The sequence below is a fragment of the Alteromonas sp. W364 genome (assembly GCF_031846205.1).
Taxonomy (GTDB): domain Bacteria; phylum Pseudomonadota; class Gammaproteobacteria; order Enterobacterales; family Alteromonadaceae; genus Glaciecola; species Glaciecola blandensis.
The window spans coordinates 417,123-438,487 of sequence record NZ_JAVRID010000002.1 but is presented as its reverse complement, the minus strand read 5'-3'; the positions used below and the strand labels follow the sequence as shown (position 1 = coordinate 438,487).

Genomic DNA, 21,365 nt, shown 5'->3' with positions numbered 1-21,365 from the left:
TCTTGCTCTATCAATGGGGTAAATTTTAGTGTTTATAAATGGACGTTTTGATTCAAAATTATTATTTTTTGGAACATATAATACAAAAGTAAACTAATTGTAAGGTTTTACTTTGTACTTATGCCAATTAGATTCCTGCCTTCGCAGGAATGACGATGATAAGAAAGCCGTCATCCCCACAATACCGTCATCCCCACAATACCGTCATCCCCACGAAGGTGGGGATCTAAGCTGCAGCGGTGACAACCTCGTCGTCCCCACGAAGGTGGGGATCTAAGTTTTACTATTCAGGTTTTACTTTGTACTTATTACCAATTAGATTCCTGCCTTCGCAGGAATGACGATGATGAGAAAACCGTCGCCCCCACGAAGGTGGGGATCTAAGTTTTACTATTCAGGTAAAATTCATTTTTAATTCAGTTATCGTTCAGGCATCTCGCCCTATTATCCTTATCGAAAACAACATGATGCATTGCAACCTTGCATCACACTTTTATCCAATAAGGAAATATATGAAAACTACATTAGCGTCACTTCTTCTAATTACTGCGACTATCTCTTCACCTGCAGTGCTGGCGGCTGAATCTCCAGACTGGAATTTTGTAGAGGGTTCACTTGAAAAGTTCGATATTGATGATACAGACGAGCTTGCACCATTTGGCTTTGGTTTAAAGGGTTCATACTTGCTCACAGACAACATTTTCATCGACGGAAAATATAGGTTCCTGACTGATGATGTAGACGGTAGTGATTTTGATATCACAAACTTCGATATCAACATTGGTTATCGCTACGGTATTACAAGAACCACTGATATCTATGGTTCAATCGGTCGCAGATCAATCAATGTGGAAGTGAACGACTTCGAAGCTGATGACGATGGTACAGTGTATAAGGTAGGTACTCGCGCTCGTTTATCTGATGAAATTGAAGTGGATGCATCTCTTGCTCACGAACGTTTTGGTGATTTTAGCGACAACACGCTTAGTTTAAGTGGCCACTATTACTTAAATGAGCAACTAGCACTGGGCGCTGGTGTATCAACAAACGATGATGGTGAACAGCTTTCAGTATCAGTTCGCTATTCTTTCTAAGCTGTTTGATACCAAATAGCTGATAGTCTTAAATTGAAGGGACTGTGAATACTAACTCACAGTCCCTTTTCATTTTTTATTTCGCCTCTTGAGTTAATTTGTCTACTGCGTAACTCAAGCGATCTTCTTCATCGCCCTCATCGTCTTTGTTTGGCAGCTTCAAGATGAGTTGTTTTCCGGCAACGAGCCAAGAAACGCCAAATGCCGATAAACAAACCACTTCTATCCAAAACACCGCTGTATCGAAAGTTGGGACAAAATAAGCAATTCCAATAAACAAGGGAATAGACACGACCATGGCAACTAAGCACGCTTTATAGATTAAAATTCGGCTTTTCAAGGTGCTTTTATCTTTAGTGCTAAGCCCCGCGAGCTTTAACTTTCGCCCAGCTCTCAGGTAAAACACTCGGCAAAAATAAATAAGACTGAGAATCAACAGAACCGCAGCCACCATATGAATGGTCGGGGCAGCGCTCACCAGACTTGCATTGCAATACTTTCTATCATCGTCTGGCGCCAGCGCCCTTAGCTCTTCTAATGAGTAAGGCGCTTCACATACACGCTGATCGATAACAAAACCGTTCTCAACCACCCAAAGTTTGTCCATACTTGTGGGGAAAAGAGCGACTGATGCGGCGAATATAGCTGCCAACGAAGCCACTTTCCTCTCTGAAGACGTGTGCCCTTTGTAAGCCAATAAAAATGAACCAACAATAAATAGGATACCCACAAACACATCTCTTGAGCCTAAGTGATAAGTTAAACTTAAGCTCGTGGGATAAGCAGCCGTCTCAACCTCGGCAGAGGCGTTCACATGGTAAAGAATGACACATAAAATGATGATCGCGAAAGCAGCGAGACCAATCAGTGTTCTGAGGGTTCTATAGTGGAATACTGTGTTTTGCATTTTCGTACATCCTTGTGTGGGTTTTGGCACATAAGGCTTAGTATTGTACAAAAAGCAAACAAAAGCTAATCTATATCTGGCGAATGCTCTTCTTTTAAGGCGATGACTTTGGCTCTTAATGCATCAGCCTCCACATCCTTAGGTGCCACGGCTTCACCGATACTTACTGACACTAACGACCAACGCAATCGAGGCAGACGCCACTTGGTTTTGCGTGAAAACATGCTGCCCCATAAACCACCTAGGTGCAAAGGAACAACCGGCACAGGACTTCGCGAAATAATTCTTTCTATTCCCCGTCTAAAAGTATCAATACTGCCATCACCCGTTAATTTACCTTCAGGGAATATGCCCACTAGCTCACCACGCTCCAGCGCATGAGCAACGTCATCGAATGCGCGTTGAAATGCGACAGGATTAGCCTTTTCACTATCAATTGGAATTGCTTTCGCCATCTTGAACAACCAATGCAAGGACTTTGAATAGTAGATTGGGGCAAATACAACAAAACGAATAGGCCGTGGGGAGGCTGCTAGAATAAACATCCAATCCACGAAGCTCACATGATTCCCAATGATGACAGCGGGACCTTCATCCGGAATATTCTTTTCACCTTTAGTGCGAACTCGATACATACAAATAGCAAGCATGTAAATAACGAAACGAAGGAAAAACTCAGGGACTTTAGTATAAATATAGACAGAAATGAGAAGGTTCAAACCGGCAAGTAGCAGCAATAGCTGTGGAATGCTCCATTCTAAGACAGATAGAGTCACGATGCTGATGATGGCACTACCGACCATAAACAAAGCATTGAGCACGTTGTTTGCGGCAATGACCCGCGAACGACTGTTTTCCTCTGTGCGCTGCTGAATCAATGCATATAAAGGTACCGTGTAGAACCCTGCAGCAATACCGATAGCCCCCATCCAAATAAGATGATAAATCATATCGCCGCTGGCAAACACCTCTGACACTGTGAGCAGACTTTCAGGGACATCACGATAAGCGCTAATGTTAGGCTCTTGACTCAGTAGGAATAGAAAAACGGTAATCAAAATGGCGCCAAACGGCACAATACCTAATTCGATTCGAGAACGAGACAGCTTTTCACACAGCAAAGAACCTATCGCTATACTCAACGAAAACACCACTAGGGCAGCTGTCACGACGAGTTCATCCCCGCCCATCTCGTGCTTTACATAGTTAGGCAAGGCTGTGAGTATAATGGCCCCAATCAGCCAAAACCAAGAGATGCCGACAACTGACTTTCCTACCGATTCAGTCTGGGCGTTCAGCGTTTTAAACACGTCTTTGGTTGAAGAAAAAATATTAAACGTAAAATTTAGCTCTGGATCGTTCGCTGGGCTAAGCGGAATAAATCGGCTACTAATAAAACCGACAGTGGCCAGCACTAAGATTGCAATGCTGATATACATCGGACCCGCTTCTTGGGTGATGTAGTAAGTGCCAAAAATCGTGCCTAATAATATGGCGACGAAAGTACCAGATTCGACTAAACCATTTGCTTTGGTAAGCTCATCGCGAGCAACATGTTGAGGCAGAATCGAGTATTTTAATGGGCCAAAAAAGGTGCTCTGCAACCCCATTAAGAATACTGTTGCCAACATAAGCCATATGAGCTGAGTTAGAATAGAAATAGCACCAATTACCATAATCGGGATTTCACAAAACTTGATGATGCGGATCAGGCGCGATTTCTCATTTTTCTCTGCCAGTTGGCCAGCCATCCCCGAAAACAAGAAGAAAGGAAGAATAAACAAACCAGCGGCCAAGTTAGAGTAAAGTGCACCGTCGGCGACGCTCGCAGCTTGGAATATTAATAGAAGTAAAACCGCTTGTTTATATACGTTGTCATTCAGTGCGGAAAAGAATTGCGTAACGAATAAAGGTAAAAAACGTTTGCTGCTGAGTAAGCCGCTTTGGTCGCTGACACTTGATGGATGAGCTGTTTTCGTAGCGTCAGCGCCGTGAATAGGTTCTTTGTTTTGCATAGCATTCCGTACTATATTTCTGCGAAGAGCCTAGATTACACATTAAGCAAGATAAATACGACCTAACTTTTCACTAAATTTCTGACTGCCTTTAAGGCATCAACAGAAAAACCACGGTCGTAGAAATACAAGATTTTTCCATCTGCGTCCAGCAACATCACTCTGGCATTATTCGGGTTTTGATTGCCAGTGTAACGTTGAATTTGGTCACCATCTTCGTAAACAGTTATTACACCTTTCCATAATTCTTTCGGGATCCCTTTACGCATGCCTTCGTCGATAAAGCCGCTGAACATTCTTGGTGCCATACCCTGGATTGTAGGAATTTCGTAAACATTAACCGGCGTTTCGGTCATATCTAGGCCAATCAACCAGCGGTCAATATCGAATTGAGAATCTTGTTTGTAGCCAAATAAAAGTAAGGTCATTTCGCCAGCGAAGTCCTTAGGTATGATCACAGTCTCACCTTCAAGACTCTGACCTTTGGCCTCTGGGAGTGTCTCCCCCAATTGCACTTGGCTCGGATAATTATAATTAGCACAGGCACTGATCGCCAAAGCTAATACTGCAATGCTTAGAACTTGTCTTAAGGTTTTCACTCACTTCCCTCTTTTTTATAAATAACGTAAGTCTGTTACGCAGTATATGAAAATAAAGATGTTTATTTTCTCGGCCAATTTGCATAACGTAGATAAAAAATATCATGGAAATAAATAATGGCAAAAGGTACACACCAATATCAAGACGATCCTCGCAACGAGACTATTTTGATTAACATTAACGGTGAACTCTTCCCTCGCAGTGAAGCCAAAATATCAGTATTTGATAGTGGCTTTATCCTTGGCGATGGGGTGTGGGAGGGAATTCGACTGCATCAAGGCCACCTTGCATTTATTCAGCAACATATGCGACGACTCTATGATGGTGCAAAAGCCCTAGATATAGATATTGGCATCAGTCAAACAGATCTCGTGAAACGAATTTACGATACATGCAAGGCAAACGACATGCATGATGGTGTGCATATCCGTCTGATGGTGACCCGTGGTATTAAAGCGACGCCCTATCAAGACCCTCGAGTGACTATTTCTCCTGCGACTATTGTAATTATTGCAGAGCACAAGAAAGCACTTGGTTTAGCTGATGGTGAAGGGGTGCGCTTGTTCACCTCACATGTGCGCAGAGGTTACCCAGATGTGCAAGACCCAAAATTGAACACGCATTCCAAATTGAACTGTATATTTGCCTGTATTCAAGCAGCTAAGGCACAAGTAGACGAAGCCCTGATGTTAGATCCTCATGGCTTTGTCGCCACTTGTAACTCCACTCACTTTTTTATTGTGCGGGACGGCGAAGTATGGACGTCTTCTGGTGATTTTTGTTTAGATGGTATCACTCGACGCAATGTCATTAATGTGTGCAAACAACATGGCATTCCGGTTTACGAGCGCAATTTTACACTTGCTGATGTTTATGCCGCAGACGAAGCATTTATTACCGGTACTTTTGCAGGCTTAACACCCGTATCTGAAGTAGATGGCCGTGCGATTGGCAAACGTACAAACCAATTAACCAAAAAATTAGAAGCCCTGTATGTACAAATGATCGAAGCAGATCACGCGGCAAATCAACGTACACAACTTTGCTAGGAGAACCAAAGCATGACAATTCGAATAGCAATGTGGTCTGGTCCAAGAAATATATCCACAGCAATGATGCGAAGTTGGGAAAACAGGGAGGATTGTAGCGTCGTCGATGAACCGTTTTATGCATATTATCTTCAACAAACTCAAAGCCCCCACCCCATGTTTGAGGAGGTGCTCAGCTCGCAATCGCGATTTTATAATGAAGTAGCGAACGAGATGAGTGAAGGTAAGTGTGATACGCCTGTTCAATATCAAAAACACATGACGCAGCATATGCTCAATGAGTGTGACTTAGCTTGGGCAAAAAATCTGCGTCACTGCGTTTTAATCAGAGACCCCGCTTATGTTGTCAATTCGTACACAAATAGTAGGGGCGACTGCACAGCAAACGACATTGGTATCCGCCGACAAGTAGAACTCTACGACTACTTCAGTCAGTTTAGTGAGCGACCAATACCTGTCATCGATTCAGCGTCTATTCTAGCCAGTCCAGAAACCGCTCTTCCTCATCTGTGTGACAGTCTCGATATCCCTTTCTCAGATAAGATGCTTTCTTGGCGCAAAGGCAAGCGTGAAAGTGACGGTGTTTGGGCAAGTCACTGGTATCATAGTGTTGAAGCATCCACTGGTTTTGCAAAACCAAAAGAAGCGTCATTTACACTCAATAAGTCACAGCAAAAAGTGGTCGACGAAGTGATGCCCTATTATGAATATTTAAAAACGAAGATTAGTTAGTGTAAGCTTTTTCAGACACCGCAGCGTTAAAACGCTTCGGGGGTGGGAATCTTTTTGCTGTCATACCATCCTCCTTCAATTATAATGGCCACTCGCTAGCATTTTCGAATGCCTGATTAGCGCAGCTATCAATTTGGCTGCACGCTACCAATGACTGTAATGTAACACCAACGAAAGAGAAATGAATGCCTTCTATCCAGCCAGCTTCCCGAAAAAAACACACGCCAAGGATGAAGGCTGAACGAGGCCTGTTTTCGTTCCCCAAATATTGGGCTGAATGCTTCGACCCCGCACCATTCCTACCAATGTCTCGCAAAGAAATGGACCAACTCGGTTGGGATAGTTGCGATATCATTATTGTGACTGGCGACGCTTACATTGACCATCCTAGCTTTGGTATGGCGGTTATTGGGCGCACTTTAGAAGCACAAGGTTTCAGAGTCGGTATTATTTCTCAACCAAACTGGCATTCAAAAGACGATTTCATGCAATTGGGTGAACCCAATCTTTTCTTCGGTGTGACAGCCGGTAACATGGATTCAATGATCAATCGCTACACTGCTGATCGTAAACTTCGCCATGATGATGCATACACAGCAGGCAATGAAGGTGGCAAGCGCCCCGATCGCGCGGTAACTGTGTACACCCAACGCTGTAAGGAAGCTTACAAAAAACCTGTCGTTATTGGTGGGATAGAAGCGAGTTTGCGTCGCATTGCACACTATGACTATTGGTCAGATAAAGTAAGGCGTTCTGTCTTGTTTGACTCGAAAGCAGACATGTTGATGTTTGGTAACGCTGAGCGCCCCCTATTAGAAATGGCACACAGGTTTGCTGCAGGCGAAACTATCGACCAAATGCAGGACATTCGCGGTACCGCTGTTATCAGAAAAGAACCCCTGCCAGGCTGGCAAGGCGTTAACTCAACACACGTTGATACGATCGGCAAAATAGACCCGATTGTTAGTCCTTATGAAATAATTGAAGACAAGTGTGCGATTCAATCGGAAGAAGACAAGCAAGCAGCAATCGATGCTGAAAAAGCTAAACCAATAGTGGTTCAGCCCTTCACATCAAAAACAAAACGCGTGAAACCATGGGAAAAAACCTACGTTCTCTTACCGCCCTATGATGTTGTGCGTGCTGAAAAAACACATTACGCTCATACCTCAAGGATACTGCATCAAGAGACCAACCCTGGTTGCGCTAGAGCATTGGCGCAGCGCCATGGCGATAGATTGGTTTGGATAAACCCTCCTGCATTTCCTTTAGAAACTGAGGAAATGGATGCTATCTTCGACTTGCCTTATGCACGGGTACCGCACCCTAGTTATGGTAAGGCCAAAATACCGGCTTACGATATGATAAAGACGTCGGTCAACATCATGCGAGGCTGTTTCGGCGGGTGTACTTTCTGCTCTATTACTGAGCATGAAGGGCGAGTTATTCAAAGTCGTTCTGAAGAATCTATTATTCGTGAAATTGAAGAAATTCGTGACAAGGTCCCAGGTTTTACTGGTGTGATATCCGACCTAGGTGGCCCAACCGCGAATATGTATAAACTGCGATGCAAGAGTGCAAAAGCAGAGCAAACTTGTCGTCGATTATCTTGTGTTTGGCCAGATATTTGTGGTCACCTAGATACCGACCAAACACCCACCGTAAACCTGTATCGCAAGGCACGCGAAGTCGAGGGCGTGAAGAAAGTACTCATTGCCTCTGGCGTTCGCTATGACCTAGCCATTGAAGATCCGAACTACGTTAAAGAACTGGTTACTCATCACGTTGGCGGATATTTAAAAATAGCCCCTGAACATACTGAAAAAGGCCCATTAGATAAAATGATGAAGCCGGGTATGGGCACTTATGACCGCTTCAAAGAAATGTTCGATAAGTACACCAAGGAAGCAGGTAAAGAACAGTTTCTCATTCCCTATTTCATTTCGGCACACCCTGGGACAAGCGACGAAGATATGCTGAACTTGGCCTTATGGTTGAAAGAAAGAAACTTTAAGTTGGATCAAGTACAAAACTTTTATCCTTCGCCAATGGCTAACGCGACAACGATGTATCACACCAATAAAAACCCGATACACAAAGTGAATCATAAAAGTGAAGAGGTTGAAGTACCTAAGGGAGATATTCGTCGCCGTCTGCATAGAGCACTTTTGCGATATCACGATCCCGCTAACTGGCCACTTATCCGCCGAGCGTTAACGGAAATGGGCAAAGGATACTTAATAGGTAATGGCGCCAAGTGCCTAGTACCTTTTGAAAGCCGCAATGAACTCAAAGGCAGTGAGCAACGCGCTTACGCTAAACGCTCTGTGAACAAAGCTGTTGCGAAAGGTAAAACACCAAAGCATCAGCAGGGCCTAACAAGGTTTAGTGACAACCAGCCTCATAACAAGGCGGCAGAAGAAGCGTCAAAAGCCAAGCCAAAAACCAAAGGCAAACCGAAGCACCGCCGCGGTAAATAAAAAAAGGGGTCAGAGTTAAAATAAAAAGGGGTCAGAGTTAATTTTCCCTTTCAGGTTTGAGCAGGCAATTGATAATGTAAACACGCTTTACGGCATCCTGCCCGCTCCCAAACGGCATCCATGCCGTTTGAAGGTTTACATTATCAATTGCCTGAACAAACCGCGAAAAAATTAACTCTGACCCCATTTTTGCGCAATCCAATTCTGCAAATCTTTATTTTGCCTTAGTTTTCGCTCTCTGCATTTTTGTTAGAAGGATAATGCTGTTCCCACATCTTATTACTGAATCGATTGTTTAGATCAAACTGCTTTTTTAACTTAAAGAACTCATTCGCGCGAGGGTAGCTGGCATGAAATTGTCCGGTGCTTGCGTGCAATTGATAAGGCAAATAATAAGCTCCTCCTTCCGCAATGGCAGCATCAATGAGTGCTTGGCTCCACACTTTCACTCTCGCTTTGTCATCTTCACTGGTGCCCTGTCGGTAATAAACCACAAAAGCAAAGACTTCCTCTCTTGCCCAGGCAAGCAAAGAACCGGTATCCGGCAAAGCGTGACGAATGGAGACATTGAGCACGTTTACCTCATAGCGCTGAAATATCTCAGCCATGTTTTCCGCGAAACTGTTAAAACGATCTACAGGCACAAAGTATTCTCGAAGGGCATAGCTTGTGTCTTTCCTGCTATTTGGCTCTAGCTCGTATAGATTTAAGCTGGCTTCGCGATTGCGCCACTGAACGACGTCACCATGGTTAATAGATGGATCCAAAACATACTGTCGTAACCATTTTCCGATTCGATGATCGGCAACAAATTCACTCACTTTCGGTTGCCACCAATAGTCGGTATTATGGTCAATAAGCCGCTCTTCAATAGTGAGTACTTTCTCTGTTTCTATCCAAGATACGCTGCGCAAATTTTGATACTCAGGGGGATAAATCACTGCATTATGAAACACAATGCCGGTATTCGGTTTTACGTTTTTAGCGAAAAATGATGGGTAATCGCTTCGTGACATCACCTCGCTTTGACGTTCGATCTTAGTATTCGATACAAGGGTTAGAGTTGCTTCAACGATGACACCAAAAGCACCATACCCACCAATTGCACCATAAAATACTTCTGAATTTTTTTGTGGCGAAGCTTCCACTAACGAACCATCAGCAAGCACTAATTTGAAAGATTTAACTGAGCGAATAATCGGCCCCTCGCCCATATATCTTCCGTGCACATTCACGCTTAGCGAGCCACCGACAGTGAAATTAGCGTACGATTGCATAATCTTAACTGACAGGTTTTCGGGGTCGATCACTTCTTGGATATCTCGCCAACGAATACCACTTTGCACAGTAATTTCTTGGCTTTCAACATTTAGCGATAGTACTTTGTTGAAGTTCCTCATGTCGAGGTGAAGCGACTCTTCTAAGGCAATTTGTCCACCTTGACTAAAACGACCTCCGCCAATGGATATTTTGCCAGAAGAAACCATGATGGCATCTTTGATTTGTTGGACAGTTGTTGGGGCAAGAACATTATTAACCAAAATGGGATTTAGCTGAGTGATATCGTTCACCCATTCGGGCGAACGCTTTATTGCCGGTTCGTTTGGGCTAAAGTCGACAAATATGTAACTTGCTAAACCGGCCAATAACAATATGAATAATCCGATGAAAATCAATATTGTCTTTAGTGCTGCCTTCCATAGGCTCATTCTGATCCCTTTAAAGTAAATTCGTGAGTTTTATAGTCAGCTCTATTCTTGATCGAAGAGACTCGAGGTTTCTAGCTTTTCTGCGCAGACTACCTATTTGATCACTATTTTTTTAAGTTTGACTATTCAACTGCATGGGTGTGTCTGAAAACAAGTAACCCTAGCTTCTTTTTGTATAATTAATCTAGCTCGAACTGCTTTTAAAATGTCAGTTTTTTTTACAAAAAATTATTATTAACAAATGAAAATCGCGTAACCAGCTAATAACTATGCAAATTTAAAAATGGAACACTTTATGCTTGGTGTATATGAAACATTACACGACAAATCTGGTTTTTTGATTTGTTGCAAACATAAATTAACCAAGGGAACATATCATGCTAAGTAAATTGTTGAAGACTTTATCTTTTACAGTGCTGCTTGGTGGTTTGTCGTTAACAAGTCATGCTGCCATTATTGAGTACAACTCTAGTTTCTCCACGAATAACACGTCCAATTATAATACAACATATGGATATTCGTTTGGCGACTCTAACTTAACAAGTTCATCTCTCTCGCTCGCTAGATTCGATTCAGGTTTAGGAACATTGACTGATGTAGAAGTCAGCTTCACTAGTGAATGGGACCATTTTTCCTATGCGTCAGCGTACGATAACAGTTCAGAAAGATCTTCTTATAGAGACTGCAATTGGTGGGGCAGTTGCTCTACATACTATCGATACAGAAACGATACCTTCGTGAACATGACTTCGTCTGCAGATTTCTCTTTGTCCTTGATAGACCCGTTCCAATCAACTTCCGCTACACGCGATTCTAATTATGACAATTGTTCACGCAGTTACAGCACCTCAGGTTCTGTTGGTTGTTCGGACAGTACTAATGACGACGGTATATTCAATGGCGTCCTAGATACAAGTATGTTTTCTCTTAACGATTTTATTGGATCTGATGATTTAGATTTCTCCTTTAACATAAATGCGGCTATGACAGGGTATTGCGACAATAACGATAATGGAGACCGTTGTAGTGGATACAATGACGCTTACTGGAGAGGTAATATCTCTGTTGCATATACTTATGATGAGGTAACAGCCCCAGGCGTCGCAGTGCTTTTATCAATTGGTTTACTTGGCCTTTTAGCTCGAAGAAAACGAGCGTAAATAATATTTTGCCATAGCTATTACGACATTAAGTACATCTAAACACAGTGGGCTTATTAGCCCACTTTTTTATTATCAACCAATTGGCTTTTAGTATGCCCAACAACGCAACCTTATTATTATTCGTTATCATCTCATTAATAGTAAGCGGTTGTGATGAACACGTAGCTGTTGAGCCTGATGTAAACCAAAACAAATCTAACTCTTCTAGCAAGCCTTCCCTGAATCAAAGTTTCACCCTCCCGGATCTAACTAACTCTACCGACATTGTTAGAGAGCATTTGCAATACTTATTTATTGAGGCTAAGGAAGCTGATGATAATAGAGCTTCTTTTGCTAGGTATGCAGACGCATTGTTTATAAACTACTTTTACAACGATGCGAAAGATGCGTATATGACTTTGGCTGTAATAGAACCTAGTGGACATAAGTGGTTTTCAATGTTAGCAGTAACATCTCACAATTTGGGGCAAACAAAAGAAGCCCTAGATTACATAAGGCAGGCAAACCAGTTAAATGACGACCATATCGCTTCTCTTTTCTTTGAAGCGAGACTGATGGAAGAAACAGGAAATTACGAACGAGCAAAACACTATTACCAAATTGTATATTCTAAGTTTCCTGACATTGTTGAGAGCAATTTTGCCCTTGGAAAGCTATTGTTTAATATGGGGCAATATGAAAGAAGTCGCGACTATCTGGAAAAAGCAATGCAATTGTCACCAAAGTCGTCGATTGCGAGAGCATACTTGATTCGATTATCAAAAATAGTCGATATTAGTATCGATATACCAGCAGAAAATTTAGCCTACAATGAGGCACAGTTAAGTTTACCGCATCCTTATTATGAGGAGGTAATGACTGAAGGACGGACTTTGAACGATTTGAGATTTAACATAAATCGTTCAATTAGCAAACAGGATAGTCTAGCTACAATTAAGTACCTTAAATTACTAATTACACATTACAACGATCGCGTTCAAGAAGATGATTTTCTGAAACTATCACATTATTTAACTTTTGAGAGAAGGTTAAATGAAGCTAAAAAAACTTACCTAAAAGCAATAAACAGGTTTCCTAGTTCGTCGACATTCCATCTTGGCTTTGCTGATATAGCGCTAAGTGAAAAAAAGTATGAGTTGGCGCGAGAGCATTATGAGAATGCTCTGTCTATGCAGGAATCAGATAACGACAAAGCCAGGTCATTACAAGGTATTGCTAGAATTATTGCAAGTAAAGGAGAGTTTGAACGAGCGCTTTCCCTATTGAACGAAGCTGCAGCGTTATGGAAAGACAATCCTATTTTTCAAATGGACTTAATGAGAGTAAATGCCGACCTTGGTAGGTTTGAAAAAGCTTTTTTTCACCTAGAAAAAGCTGAAGAACTGGGGTTTAATATTCCAAACCAATTAAAAGAAAGGTTGACACGCTTGGCAACGCAGAAATGATCTCCCCAAGAAATGACGTGAATACGAGTCTAGGCAAAAGACTTGCTAAAACTTTATTAGTGACTACGGTTTTGCTTTTCATAAGTGGAATATATCTTACTGGCATTTCGGTGTGGGAGGGAATTTTAGGAGAAAACCTTGAAAAAGCAAACTTTCAATATGTCTTTGCTATCCACCTATTAGTTAGTGCTCCATTTATTCTTCTATTTGCTTTGTATCTAACGTCCCATTTAATTGCCATCAAACATATTAGAAATACCCGTGCACGGACAGCAGGCATATACTTGTCTCTTAGTGTCGTGTTAACTTCATTAACTGGCGCACTTTTGATCCGCGGTGTATTTGATTTTGAACTAAATGCATCCATTTTGAGAAATTTGGTTTATGCCGCGCATATTATAATTCCTTTGCTAGCTATATTGCTCTATTTTCGCCACCGAAAAAACGGCCGCCACCCCATTCAAATAGAATGGTTCTGGACAAAACTGAGTGCCTCTACTCTAGTTTTGATTGCGCTTACTGGCATTAGCGTAATCAGTTTCGACGAAGATGAGCAGACCTTAGATTTTCTGCCTTCTTTACTCAAAGTGAAAACTGATAGCGTCATTAAATCTGAATCATTTATGCTCGATAAATATTGCCAAGGCTGCCATCAAGATACTCACAACCAATGGTCTAGTAGTGCACATAAGTTTTCATCATTCAACAATCCGTTCTATAGCTTCTCTGTGAACAACACGAGGGCGCATATGTTAGAGCGAGATGGAGATGTTGTTGCCTCTAGGTTTTGTGCTGGATGTCATGATCCTTTACCACTAATTTCGGGCGTTTTCGATAGTCCTAGCTTTCCATCTAATAACGAAAAGTCTGCTAAAGCAGGCATAACTTGTACCGTATGCCACTCAGTTATCAGTATTGATTCGACAAAAGGAAATGCTGATTTTACCTTACAAAAACCCACTCATTATCCATTTGCATTTAGTGATTCAGATTTACTTCAATCATTTAGTAATGTTTTACTTAAATCGAATCCGGATTTTCACAAAGAAACATTTTTAAAACCACTGCACAAAACGCCAGAGTTTTGTGGTTCGTGTCATAAAGTACATATACCGGAGAAGGTTAATAAGTATAGATGGTTGAGAGGTCAAAACCATTATGATTCTTTTCTGCAAAGCGGAGTTAGTGGGCATAATGTAGACAGTTTCTATTATCCTAAGCAAGCGAAGAATAATTGCAACAGCTGTCATATGAGTTATCAAATCTCAGACGAAGATAGCGGTGCAAAAATGCAAAGCATTTCCTCTGAGCTTTCTATAAGAGACCATCTATTTGCGAGCGGCAACACTGCGATTGCAGCGACATTGAGCTATGATCGTGACAGTGTTATACAGAGGCATAAGGATCTTCTTGAGGAATCCGTGTCGTTAGATATCGTCGGCATAAGAGAAAACGGAAAAATCAATGGTGAATTTCAATTTCTTCAAAATGAAAGTAATGTCAACTTAGCCGCGAACAAAACGTATCTTATAGAAGTTGTTATACGAACTAAAACTTTGGGTCATCTGTTTACAAATGGTACAGCAGATTCCAATCAGCTATGGGTTCAACTACAATTATTTGATGACGATTTAGAGATTGGAAGCAGTGGTAAGCCACTTGCAACAGGCGAAATACCTGAATTAGAAACACATTTCATTAAAAACTTTTTAGTGGACGCTGAAGGAGAACGAATCAAAGAGAGAAATGTCGAAGACATTTTTACATCAGCAAAAAGCCATCAAATCCCACCTGGAGCGGCTGATGTCGTTCATTTCAAATTCACTTTACCCTCGGGCTATTCAGAAAAACTAAGAATAGACGCAAAACTCAACTATCGAAAATTCGACAAAGATTATGCTAACAAGAGCTTTAAGGCTGCTGGATTATTAGAGCAAGCATTACCAACGACAATTATTTCACAGGATTCAGTATCTATAGTGGGCGACAAAGTTAAAATTGCTAACAGTCGCGCGAAAGCAACTCCACCTCAAAGATTAAATGATTACGGTATTGGTCTGTTACGCAAGCCAAGTAAAAAGCAATATAGACAAGCAGAAGAGATCTTTAAGTTGGTAGAGCAATACGGAGAAGCCCAAGGAACGATGAATTTAGTTCGACTCTATTACAACGAAGGGCAACTAGAGAAAGCTTTTAAAAAGCTCGATTATCTTCACAGCACTGGCATTGACAATAGTTGGTCAGCAGAGTGGTATTCTGCGCTAATAAGCATTGACAACGGTTTTATAAATGAAGGTATACAGTCGCTTAATAAACTAATGAATATTGATAATTGGCCTACTGCGAAAGAAAGAGGATTTGATTTTTCTAAAGATTACGACCTATTAATTAAGTTAGCAGAAACCTTATTTTTATATGCAACAATAAACGAAGGAGATATATTGAAATATAACTCTTTAATCAAGGAAGCTAATATGATTTATAGTAGGTTATTAAGTCTTGATCCTGAAAACGCAAGTGCACATTTCGGTATTGCTAATATAGCCCGAACTCAAGGAGATAGTGATAAGGCAAATTATCACTCAACACTATATAAAAAATATAAGCTGGACGAACATTCAGAATCTAGTGCTGTGACCCTAGCCCGAGCAAAAGACTCCTATATTGATAAAATCGTCAATGCCGTAGTAATTTATTCACTCAATTGATAGAGCTTGAAAATGCGCAATAAATATTCGTCAAATAATTTTACTCTCACCTTTATTATTTTGCTAATAGTTGCAATAAATGGGTGTTCAAAAAAAGAAAAGCAAAACTTCGAATTACCGTCACAACCTGAAATCCAGAAAAGCTCAAATAACAAACTGAATTCGCCTACTATAGACTTTAAAGAAGTTGCCGAAGTCTATGGTATCGAATTTATACACACTAATGGTGCAGAGGGAGATAAACTTTTCCCTGAAAGCATGATGGGAGGTATTGGGTTTATTGACTATAACAATGACGATTTTGCAGATCTCGTTGCAGTAGCGGGTAGTTCTGTTAAGAATGCCGCAGAAAGTAAAAGTAATAATATAGCTATTTATAAAAATGAAGAGGGGAAGCGTTTTGTAAATGTAACTGAAGATTTAGGCTTGATGTTTTTAGGGTATGGGCAAGGATTGACAATTGGAGATTTCGATGCAGACGGTTATGACGATTTGTATATCACGGCTTTCGGAATGAATAAATTGTACAAAAACGAAAGAGGTGAAGGGTTTAAAGACATAACTGACGAAATGGAAGTTGGTGGTGACCAAAGAGACTTTTCAACTGCTGCGAGTTTCGTTGATATTGACAACGACGGGGATCTGGACCTGTTTGTTGGAAACTATTTAAATTGGAGTATAGATAAAAACGAGCAACTAGACATCAACTATGATGGCGCTAATCGAATGTACCCTCACCCCAACTCTTTCAGCGGATCTGTTTCAAAGATTTATATTAATCAATACCCTCAACCATTCACCGAATTGAATCTTGGCAAAAAAGAAGAATTAACAAAAGCTCTAGGTGTGTTACCTGTTGACTTAAATGATGACAATTTAATCGATTTTGTGGTAGCCAATGACTCTATTAAAAATTTCGCTTTTATAAACCAAGGGAATGGAAAGTTTATTGAGCAGGCTGACTCTTTCGGGCTGTCTTATAATAACTTAGGCCTGCCCACTGCAGCAATGGGTATGGATGGCGCATGGTTGGGCCGTGATAAGAGCTTCAACATCGCTATGGGTAACTTTACAGACGAGATGACCTCTGTTTATCGTTATAACTCACATGGTTTCTTTGTTGATGTGTCTCCTCTCATTGGTATCGGAGGACCAACACGTACTTCCTTTACTTGGGGAGTAGTTTTTGCAGACCTAGATCTTGATGGACAAGATGAATTTATTCAAATAAATAGTAATGTAGAACCTGATATTCAAAAAGTACAAAGCAATTTGAGATATAAGCAACCTCCACAAGTTTTTTGGCAGTGTAACGGGAGTTGCGAAAGGCAATTTATTCAATTAGATGTTAGCCAACTAGGTGATTTCTCTAATCCAATAGCAGGGAGAGGAATCGCTTATGCCGATATTGACCATGATGGAGATTTAGACTTTGCGATATCTTCAATTCAAGAAAGAGTACGATTGTATAGAAATGACACTGACAACCAAAATAATTGGATTGCATTTACACTCTATTCAAAAACTAAGACTTACTCGACGGTTGGAACAACTATTTCGATAAAGTATAACGGTGTCGAACAAAAGAAACGAATGATGCCAACAAAAGGCTATTTGTCCCATAGTGAATCTGCAGTATATTTTGGCTTAGGTAAAGCCCAACTCGTTGATCACATAACAATACAATGGCCAGATGGTAGCCAACATATCATGAAAGATATTAAAGCAAATAAACGATATTCAGTAGGGCACGAATAGTCTTGTTTTTAAAAACACTTTTCACTTGTATTTGAATGACTATAGCCTTAAGTGCCCCACTGATTGGACACGATTGGCCCAGGTAAACCATCACTCTATTTCAATCAATACTTCATTGTGTCTTAAAAACGGCAATGTTAACGGCCCATTGTATCCAGCTTTAACAGGCTCACCCACTTGCTTAAGACCTTTGCTCTGCATCCAATTGAGTAAGATCTGAGTGTGCTCATCAACGTTACTATCGCTAAGTGTGCCACTGAACCTAATCGCAGCTACCCTATAATTGCTGACTTCGCTGACCGTGAGGCTGGGATCAGTCGGCTTTGGTGTGCTTTCAAGCGTAAAGCTAGCTGGCATGACAAATGACATAGAAGGTTCATTTGTATTTTCAGCCATAAATACAGGCGCTGTCATCGCAATTTCTGTACCTTTTTGATCTTCATCCATAAACACCGGCGCCGTCATCGCAATCTCTGTTGCACCCTCATTTGCACCCGTAATGTATTTAAATAATTTTCTAAATGCACTGTTGTCGCTCGTGCCATCGATGCTCGCAGAGACTAAAACCATCGATTCGTAATTACGTACTTCAATCTCTTTCGTTTCATCTGCCATTACTAGCTCATAAGGCGCGGACTCGACGCCGCTGTCTCCGAACAGAGAACAACCCGTCAGCATGATAGAAATGGTTGCTATTGTTAGCAGTTTTGGACCAAAAGTTTGCATATTTTTTTCAACCTTGTCTGTTGTGATAAGGCTTATACGCGGCTTATTAAAAAAGAGGTGAAAAAATCTGAAAGCAATTGCGTTTATGGTGAGATTAACCAACAGTAGCGACGTTTTCTTAGAGGTAAAAAGCGCTTGGATTTAGCGGCCAAAGTATCAATATTTTCAGCACTTTTATCTGTGTATAAACACTATCAATTCGTAGTTTTGAGTAGGTGGTTATATGCTAAGAGCATTATTTATCGATCATTGAAACCTATGCCAAAGCAAACACAATCTATGAAAGTCAGCAATCCTGTTCAGTTCAAAAGTGGCCATGAAATGCCAAACAGATTTATGCTCGCACCACTCACAAACACACAAAGTCACAGTGACGGTACGCTATCTGACGATGAGTTTCATTGGTTAACGATGCGCGCTGAAGGTGGATTCGGACTCACCATGACTTGCGCTTCTCACGTACAGAAAATTGGCCAAGGCTTTCCTGGCCAATTGGGGATTTACGGGGATGAACATATTCCGGGGCACAAGCGCTTAGCCGAAGAAATTAAGTCCCATGGTAGCATCGCTGTTGCCCAACTACACCATGCTGGGATGCGCTCACCAGAAGACTTAATAGGACAACAACCCGTTTCAGCATCGGCAGTGGAAAAGCACAACACCAGAGCTTTGTCTTTAGAAGAGGTTCGTACATTACGTGATGACTTTATTGCCGCCGCCGTTCGCGCAAAATCATCGGGTTATGATGGTGTTGAAGTGCATGGAGCGCATGGGTACGTATTGACTCAGTTTTTGAGTGCAGACATTAACAAACGTGACGATGAGTATGGCGGGACACTAGAAAATAGAGCTCGACTTTTATTTGAAATAATCAAAGGCATTCGCGATGCTTGCGGCGATAGATTCTTGCTCGGCGTACGCCTGTCGCCAGAGCGCTTTGGAATGGTCCTTTCCGAAATAAAAACCTTATGCCAAGTGTTAATTGACGAACACAATATCGACTTTTTAGACTTATCTTTATGGGATGTATTCAAACAACCGAATGAATCTGAGCATGAAGGAAAAACACTACTTTCACATTTCATGGAACTCGATTTTAAAGACGTAAAAGTCACTGTCGCGGGCAAAATCACCTCTGGCGCAGATGTAAGTGCGGTCATGGATGCCGGTGTCGACTTTGTGACAATTGGACGTTCAGCGATCTTGCACCATGATTTTCCAAAACGTGTGATAGCAGACTCAAACTTTTCCCCTGTAGAATTGCCAGTCAGTGAGGCTCATTTGAAGAAAGAAGGATTGAGCGATCAGTTTGTGACTTACATGAAAGGCTGGGATGGTTTTGTTGCTTAATCAAAGACACAGTAAGTTGCTACGGGATTGGTTCTTTTTGTTTATAGGAATTTAACGCACAGTTAAGCCGTGAAAACTACATAATAACATTGTCCAATCGCTCTTCATAAATGGCCTTTACGGTCATGGCTGAACACGCGCTACCTGACACTACTTGAATGGTCAAAGAAATTGCATAGTAAAGGCGCGCGTCGATGTAAAAGAAGAAAATTAAAATCAATAAAATAGAGTAATATCGTAATTAAATAAGTGTTGTTTATGTTATTTCCAACTCTTCCGAAGCAGTTGCTTTGTCGGGTTCAGCCTCTGATATTGTTTCAATGAAATTACCCGCGACATCAAATACCCATGCTTTATCTGGTTGATAAAAATATTTGTAACACTGAATGCTACCAAAAATAGGAAGCTCCTTTTTTGATGCTTTGTAATGTACCGCGCATATTTCACCTATTATTATTTGGCGAACTTCGAATTTCATCTGCTCAACTCTGCTAGAGAGCTTTATGCGACGTTGACCCTCACAGAATGCAACGGCAATAACCATCTCGCGTTTGCGCTCAAAATAAGTTTCTACAAAGAGATAAGGTTGGAACTGCTCGTTGCGTTTGTCTTTAATAAAGTAAAGGTTGTTAAAATCATTACCCATTTTTTAATTTCTCCATCTATGGTTAGCAATGAAGAAAGTAACCATTCCCATAAACTAAATTTGTTGGTCAAATTTAGGGGCTCATTCTACCTGATGCGGCAGAAACCACCTTACTCGCCAATAAAGGCAAGCAGGTTGGTGAAGTCTGGCGACTTTCTCTTAATGACGGAGTTAATGTTACCACGCTAAATTACGGACGTCTAGATGTCTATACCACACAAAAAAGATAATGCAATATACTCTAAACCTCCTCCGAGGATTGGTACTAATCTCGGGGATAGGTCAACCCCTTATTGATATTTCAAAAAGGAGCATCAATAAAAAAACCGCCGAAAGGCGGTTTTTTCAAAGATCAAAACTTACTCTCGATTGCATTTTTCATTATGATTGCAACTTTGACGGTTCTGGGTTTCATTTTTGATTGTGTCTGACATCAATCATTTGATAATCTGTAATTAAGTTTGTGACAATTGTGTTGCGCAAAGCTAATAAAGTCAGGGGGGAAGCTTTAATTAAGATTGTGACTTTATAGCAAAAAAATCAATTTGATAAAAATCCTATTTTAATAAAGTTTGTGACTGCGTCTGACTTCTTATTTGGAGCTTGCAATATGGCTTATTCTTATGAATCTTCAACAGCTTAATTTATTAAGTTCTTGCCAAAGTACTTTCATATATATCAATGAAACAGACTGATTGCTGATTAAGACCCAATAATCAGATTATTAGAAATTTTACGGTTTTCTATCTGCGAATCGCTTGCGCAGGAAACGATTACGTCAATGTCATGATTGATGCTTAGCGGCGCGGTATATTGGACCAATGAGCAACAGGCGCAATTTGCTTAGAGCTTAACTGGTCAACCATATCTTTAAAGAATTGGAATGTTTGTGGATGAATGAAAAAGAAGCTTGAACAAACCTCAATTTAAGGCTGCCAATTGTTATAAAAAGTGAGCGCAACCCATTATAACCTAACAAAAAT

Annotated in this window: 15 protein-coding genes and 1 riboswitch; of the genes, 9 read left to right on the top strand and 6 right to left on the bottom strand. The window is 41.0% G+C overall.

What is annotated here, in order from left to right; translation table 11 throughout:
• Positions 1-512: 512 nt before the first annotated feature.
• Complete coding sequence (locus tag RM556_RS04705; RefSeq protein WP_311373980.1) at positions 513-1,094, top strand: outer membrane beta-barrel protein; 582 nt, start codon at positions 513-515, stop codon at positions 1,092-1,094.
• Positions 1,095-1,170: 76 nt separating this feature from the next.
• Here the strand turns inward: RM556_RS04705 and RM556_RS04700 are convergent, their stop codons facing one another.
• The 3 genes from RM556_RS04700 to RM556_RS04690 all read right to left on the bottom strand — a co-directional run bounded on the left by RM556_RS04700 (position 1,171) and on the right by RM556_RS04690 (position 4,615).
• A complete protein-coding gene (locus RM556_RS04700) occupies positions 1,171-2,001 on the bottom strand; it encodes a hypothetical protein (RefSeq protein WP_311373979.1) in 831 nt (276 codons plus the stop codon).
• A 65-nt stretch (positions 2,002-2,066) separates the two neighbouring features.
• Positions 2,067-4,016 (bottom strand): MFS transporter, encoded by a 1,950-nt coding sequence (locus tag RM556_RS04695; RefSeq protein WP_311373978.1) that lies wholly within the window; start codon positions 4,014-4,016, stop codon positions 2,067-2,069.
• Positions 4,017-4,078: 62 nt separating this feature from the next.
• Positions 4,079-4,615, bottom strand: coding sequence for a hypothetical protein (locus RM556_RS04690; protein ID WP_311373977.1), 537 nt, complete (start codon positions 4,613-4,615; stop codon positions 4,079-4,081).
• A 117-nt stretch (positions 4,616-4,732) separates the two neighbouring features.
• Here RM556_RS04690 and RM556_RS04685 point away from each other — a divergent pair, with 117 nt between their 5' ends.
• The 3 genes from RM556_RS04685 (at position 4,733) to RM556_RS04675 (ending at position 8,877) form a co-directional block, all read left to right on the top strand.
• Positions 4,733-5,665, top strand: coding sequence for an aminotransferase class IV (locus RM556_RS04685; protein ID WP_311373976.1), 933 nt, complete (start codon positions 4,733-4,735; stop codon positions 5,663-5,665).
• 12 nt (positions 5,666-5,677) lie between these two features.
• Complete coding sequence (locus RM556_RS04680; RefSeq protein WP_311373975.1) at positions 5,678-6,397, top strand: HAD family hydrolase; 720 nt, start codon at positions 5,678-5,680, stop codon at positions 6,395-6,397.
• Between the two features lie 185 nt (positions 6,398-6,582).
• Positions 6,583-8,877, top strand: a complete 2,295-nt coding sequence (locus RM556_RS04675) for a YgiQ family radical SAM protein (RefSeq protein WP_311373974.1) — start codon at positions 6,583-6,585, stop codon at positions 8,875-8,877.
• Positions 8,878-9,101: 224 nt separating this feature from the next.
• Here RM556_RS04675 and RM556_RS04670 read toward each other — a convergent pair whose 3' ends face one another.
• Positions 9,102-10,586: an FAD-binding oxidoreductase gene (locus tag RM556_RS04670; RefSeq protein WP_311373973.1), complete on the bottom strand. Its 1,485-nt coding sequence runs from the start codon at positions 10,584-10,586 to the stop codon at positions 9,102-9,104.
• Positions 10,587-10,963: 377 nt separating this feature from the next.
• On the opposite strand from RM556_RS04670, the gene RM556_RS04665 reads away from it, so the two are divergent.
• The 4 genes from RM556_RS04665 (at position 10,964) to RM556_RS04650 (ending at position 17,660) form a co-directional block, all read left to right on the top strand.
• A complete protein-coding gene (locus RM556_RS04665; RefSeq protein ID WP_311373972.1) occupies positions 10,964-11,746 on the top strand; it encodes a choice-of-anchor E domain-containing protein in 783 nt (260 codons plus the stop codon).
• A gap of 95 nt (positions 11,747-11,841) precedes the next feature.
• Positions 11,842-13,194: a tetratricopeptide repeat protein gene (locus tag RM556_RS04660; RefSeq protein ID WP_311373971.1), complete on the top strand. Its 1,353-nt coding sequence runs from the start codon at positions 11,842-11,844 to the stop codon at positions 13,192-13,194.
• A gap of 17 nt (positions 13,195-13,211) precedes the next feature.
• Entirely contained in the window at positions 13,212-15,902 is a 2,691-nt protein-coding gene (locus RM556_RS04655; protein ID WP_311373970.1) for a multiheme c-type cytochrome, read from the top strand.
• A gap of 12 nt (positions 15,903-15,914) precedes the next feature.
• Positions 15,915-17,660, top strand: a complete 1,746-nt coding sequence (locus tag RM556_RS04650; RefSeq protein ID WP_311373969.1) for a CRTAC1 family protein — start codon at positions 15,915-15,917, stop codon at positions 17,658-17,660.
• Positions 17,661-17,750: 90 nt separating this feature from the next.
• On the opposite strand, the gene RM556_RS04645 is transcribed toward RM556_RS04650, so the two are convergent.
• Complete coding sequence (locus RM556_RS04645; protein WP_311373968.1) at positions 17,751-18,386, bottom strand: heme-binding protein; 636 nt, start codon at positions 18,384-18,386, stop codon at positions 17,751-17,753.
• Positions 18,387-18,644: 258 nt separating this feature from the next.
• Between RM556_RS04645 and RM556_RS04640 the strand changes: the two genes are divergently transcribed.
• Positions 18,645-19,736, top strand: coding sequence for an NADH:flavin oxidoreductase (locus RM556_RS04640; protein WP_311373967.1), 1,092 nt, complete (start codon positions 18,645-18,647; stop codon positions 19,734-19,736).
• 256 nt (positions 19,737-19,992) lie between these two features.
• Here the strand turns inward: RM556_RS04640 and RM556_RS04635 are convergent, their stop codons facing one another.
• Complete coding sequence (locus RM556_RS04635; RefSeq protein ID WP_311373966.1) at positions 19,993-20,382, bottom strand: hypothetical protein; 390 nt, start codon at positions 20,380-20,382, stop codon at positions 19,993-19,995.
• 49 nt (positions 20,383-20,431) lie between these two features.
• Positions 20,432-20,553: riboswitch (SAM-I-IV-variant riboswitch) on the bottom strand.
• Positions 20,554-21,365: the final 812 nt, after the last annotated feature.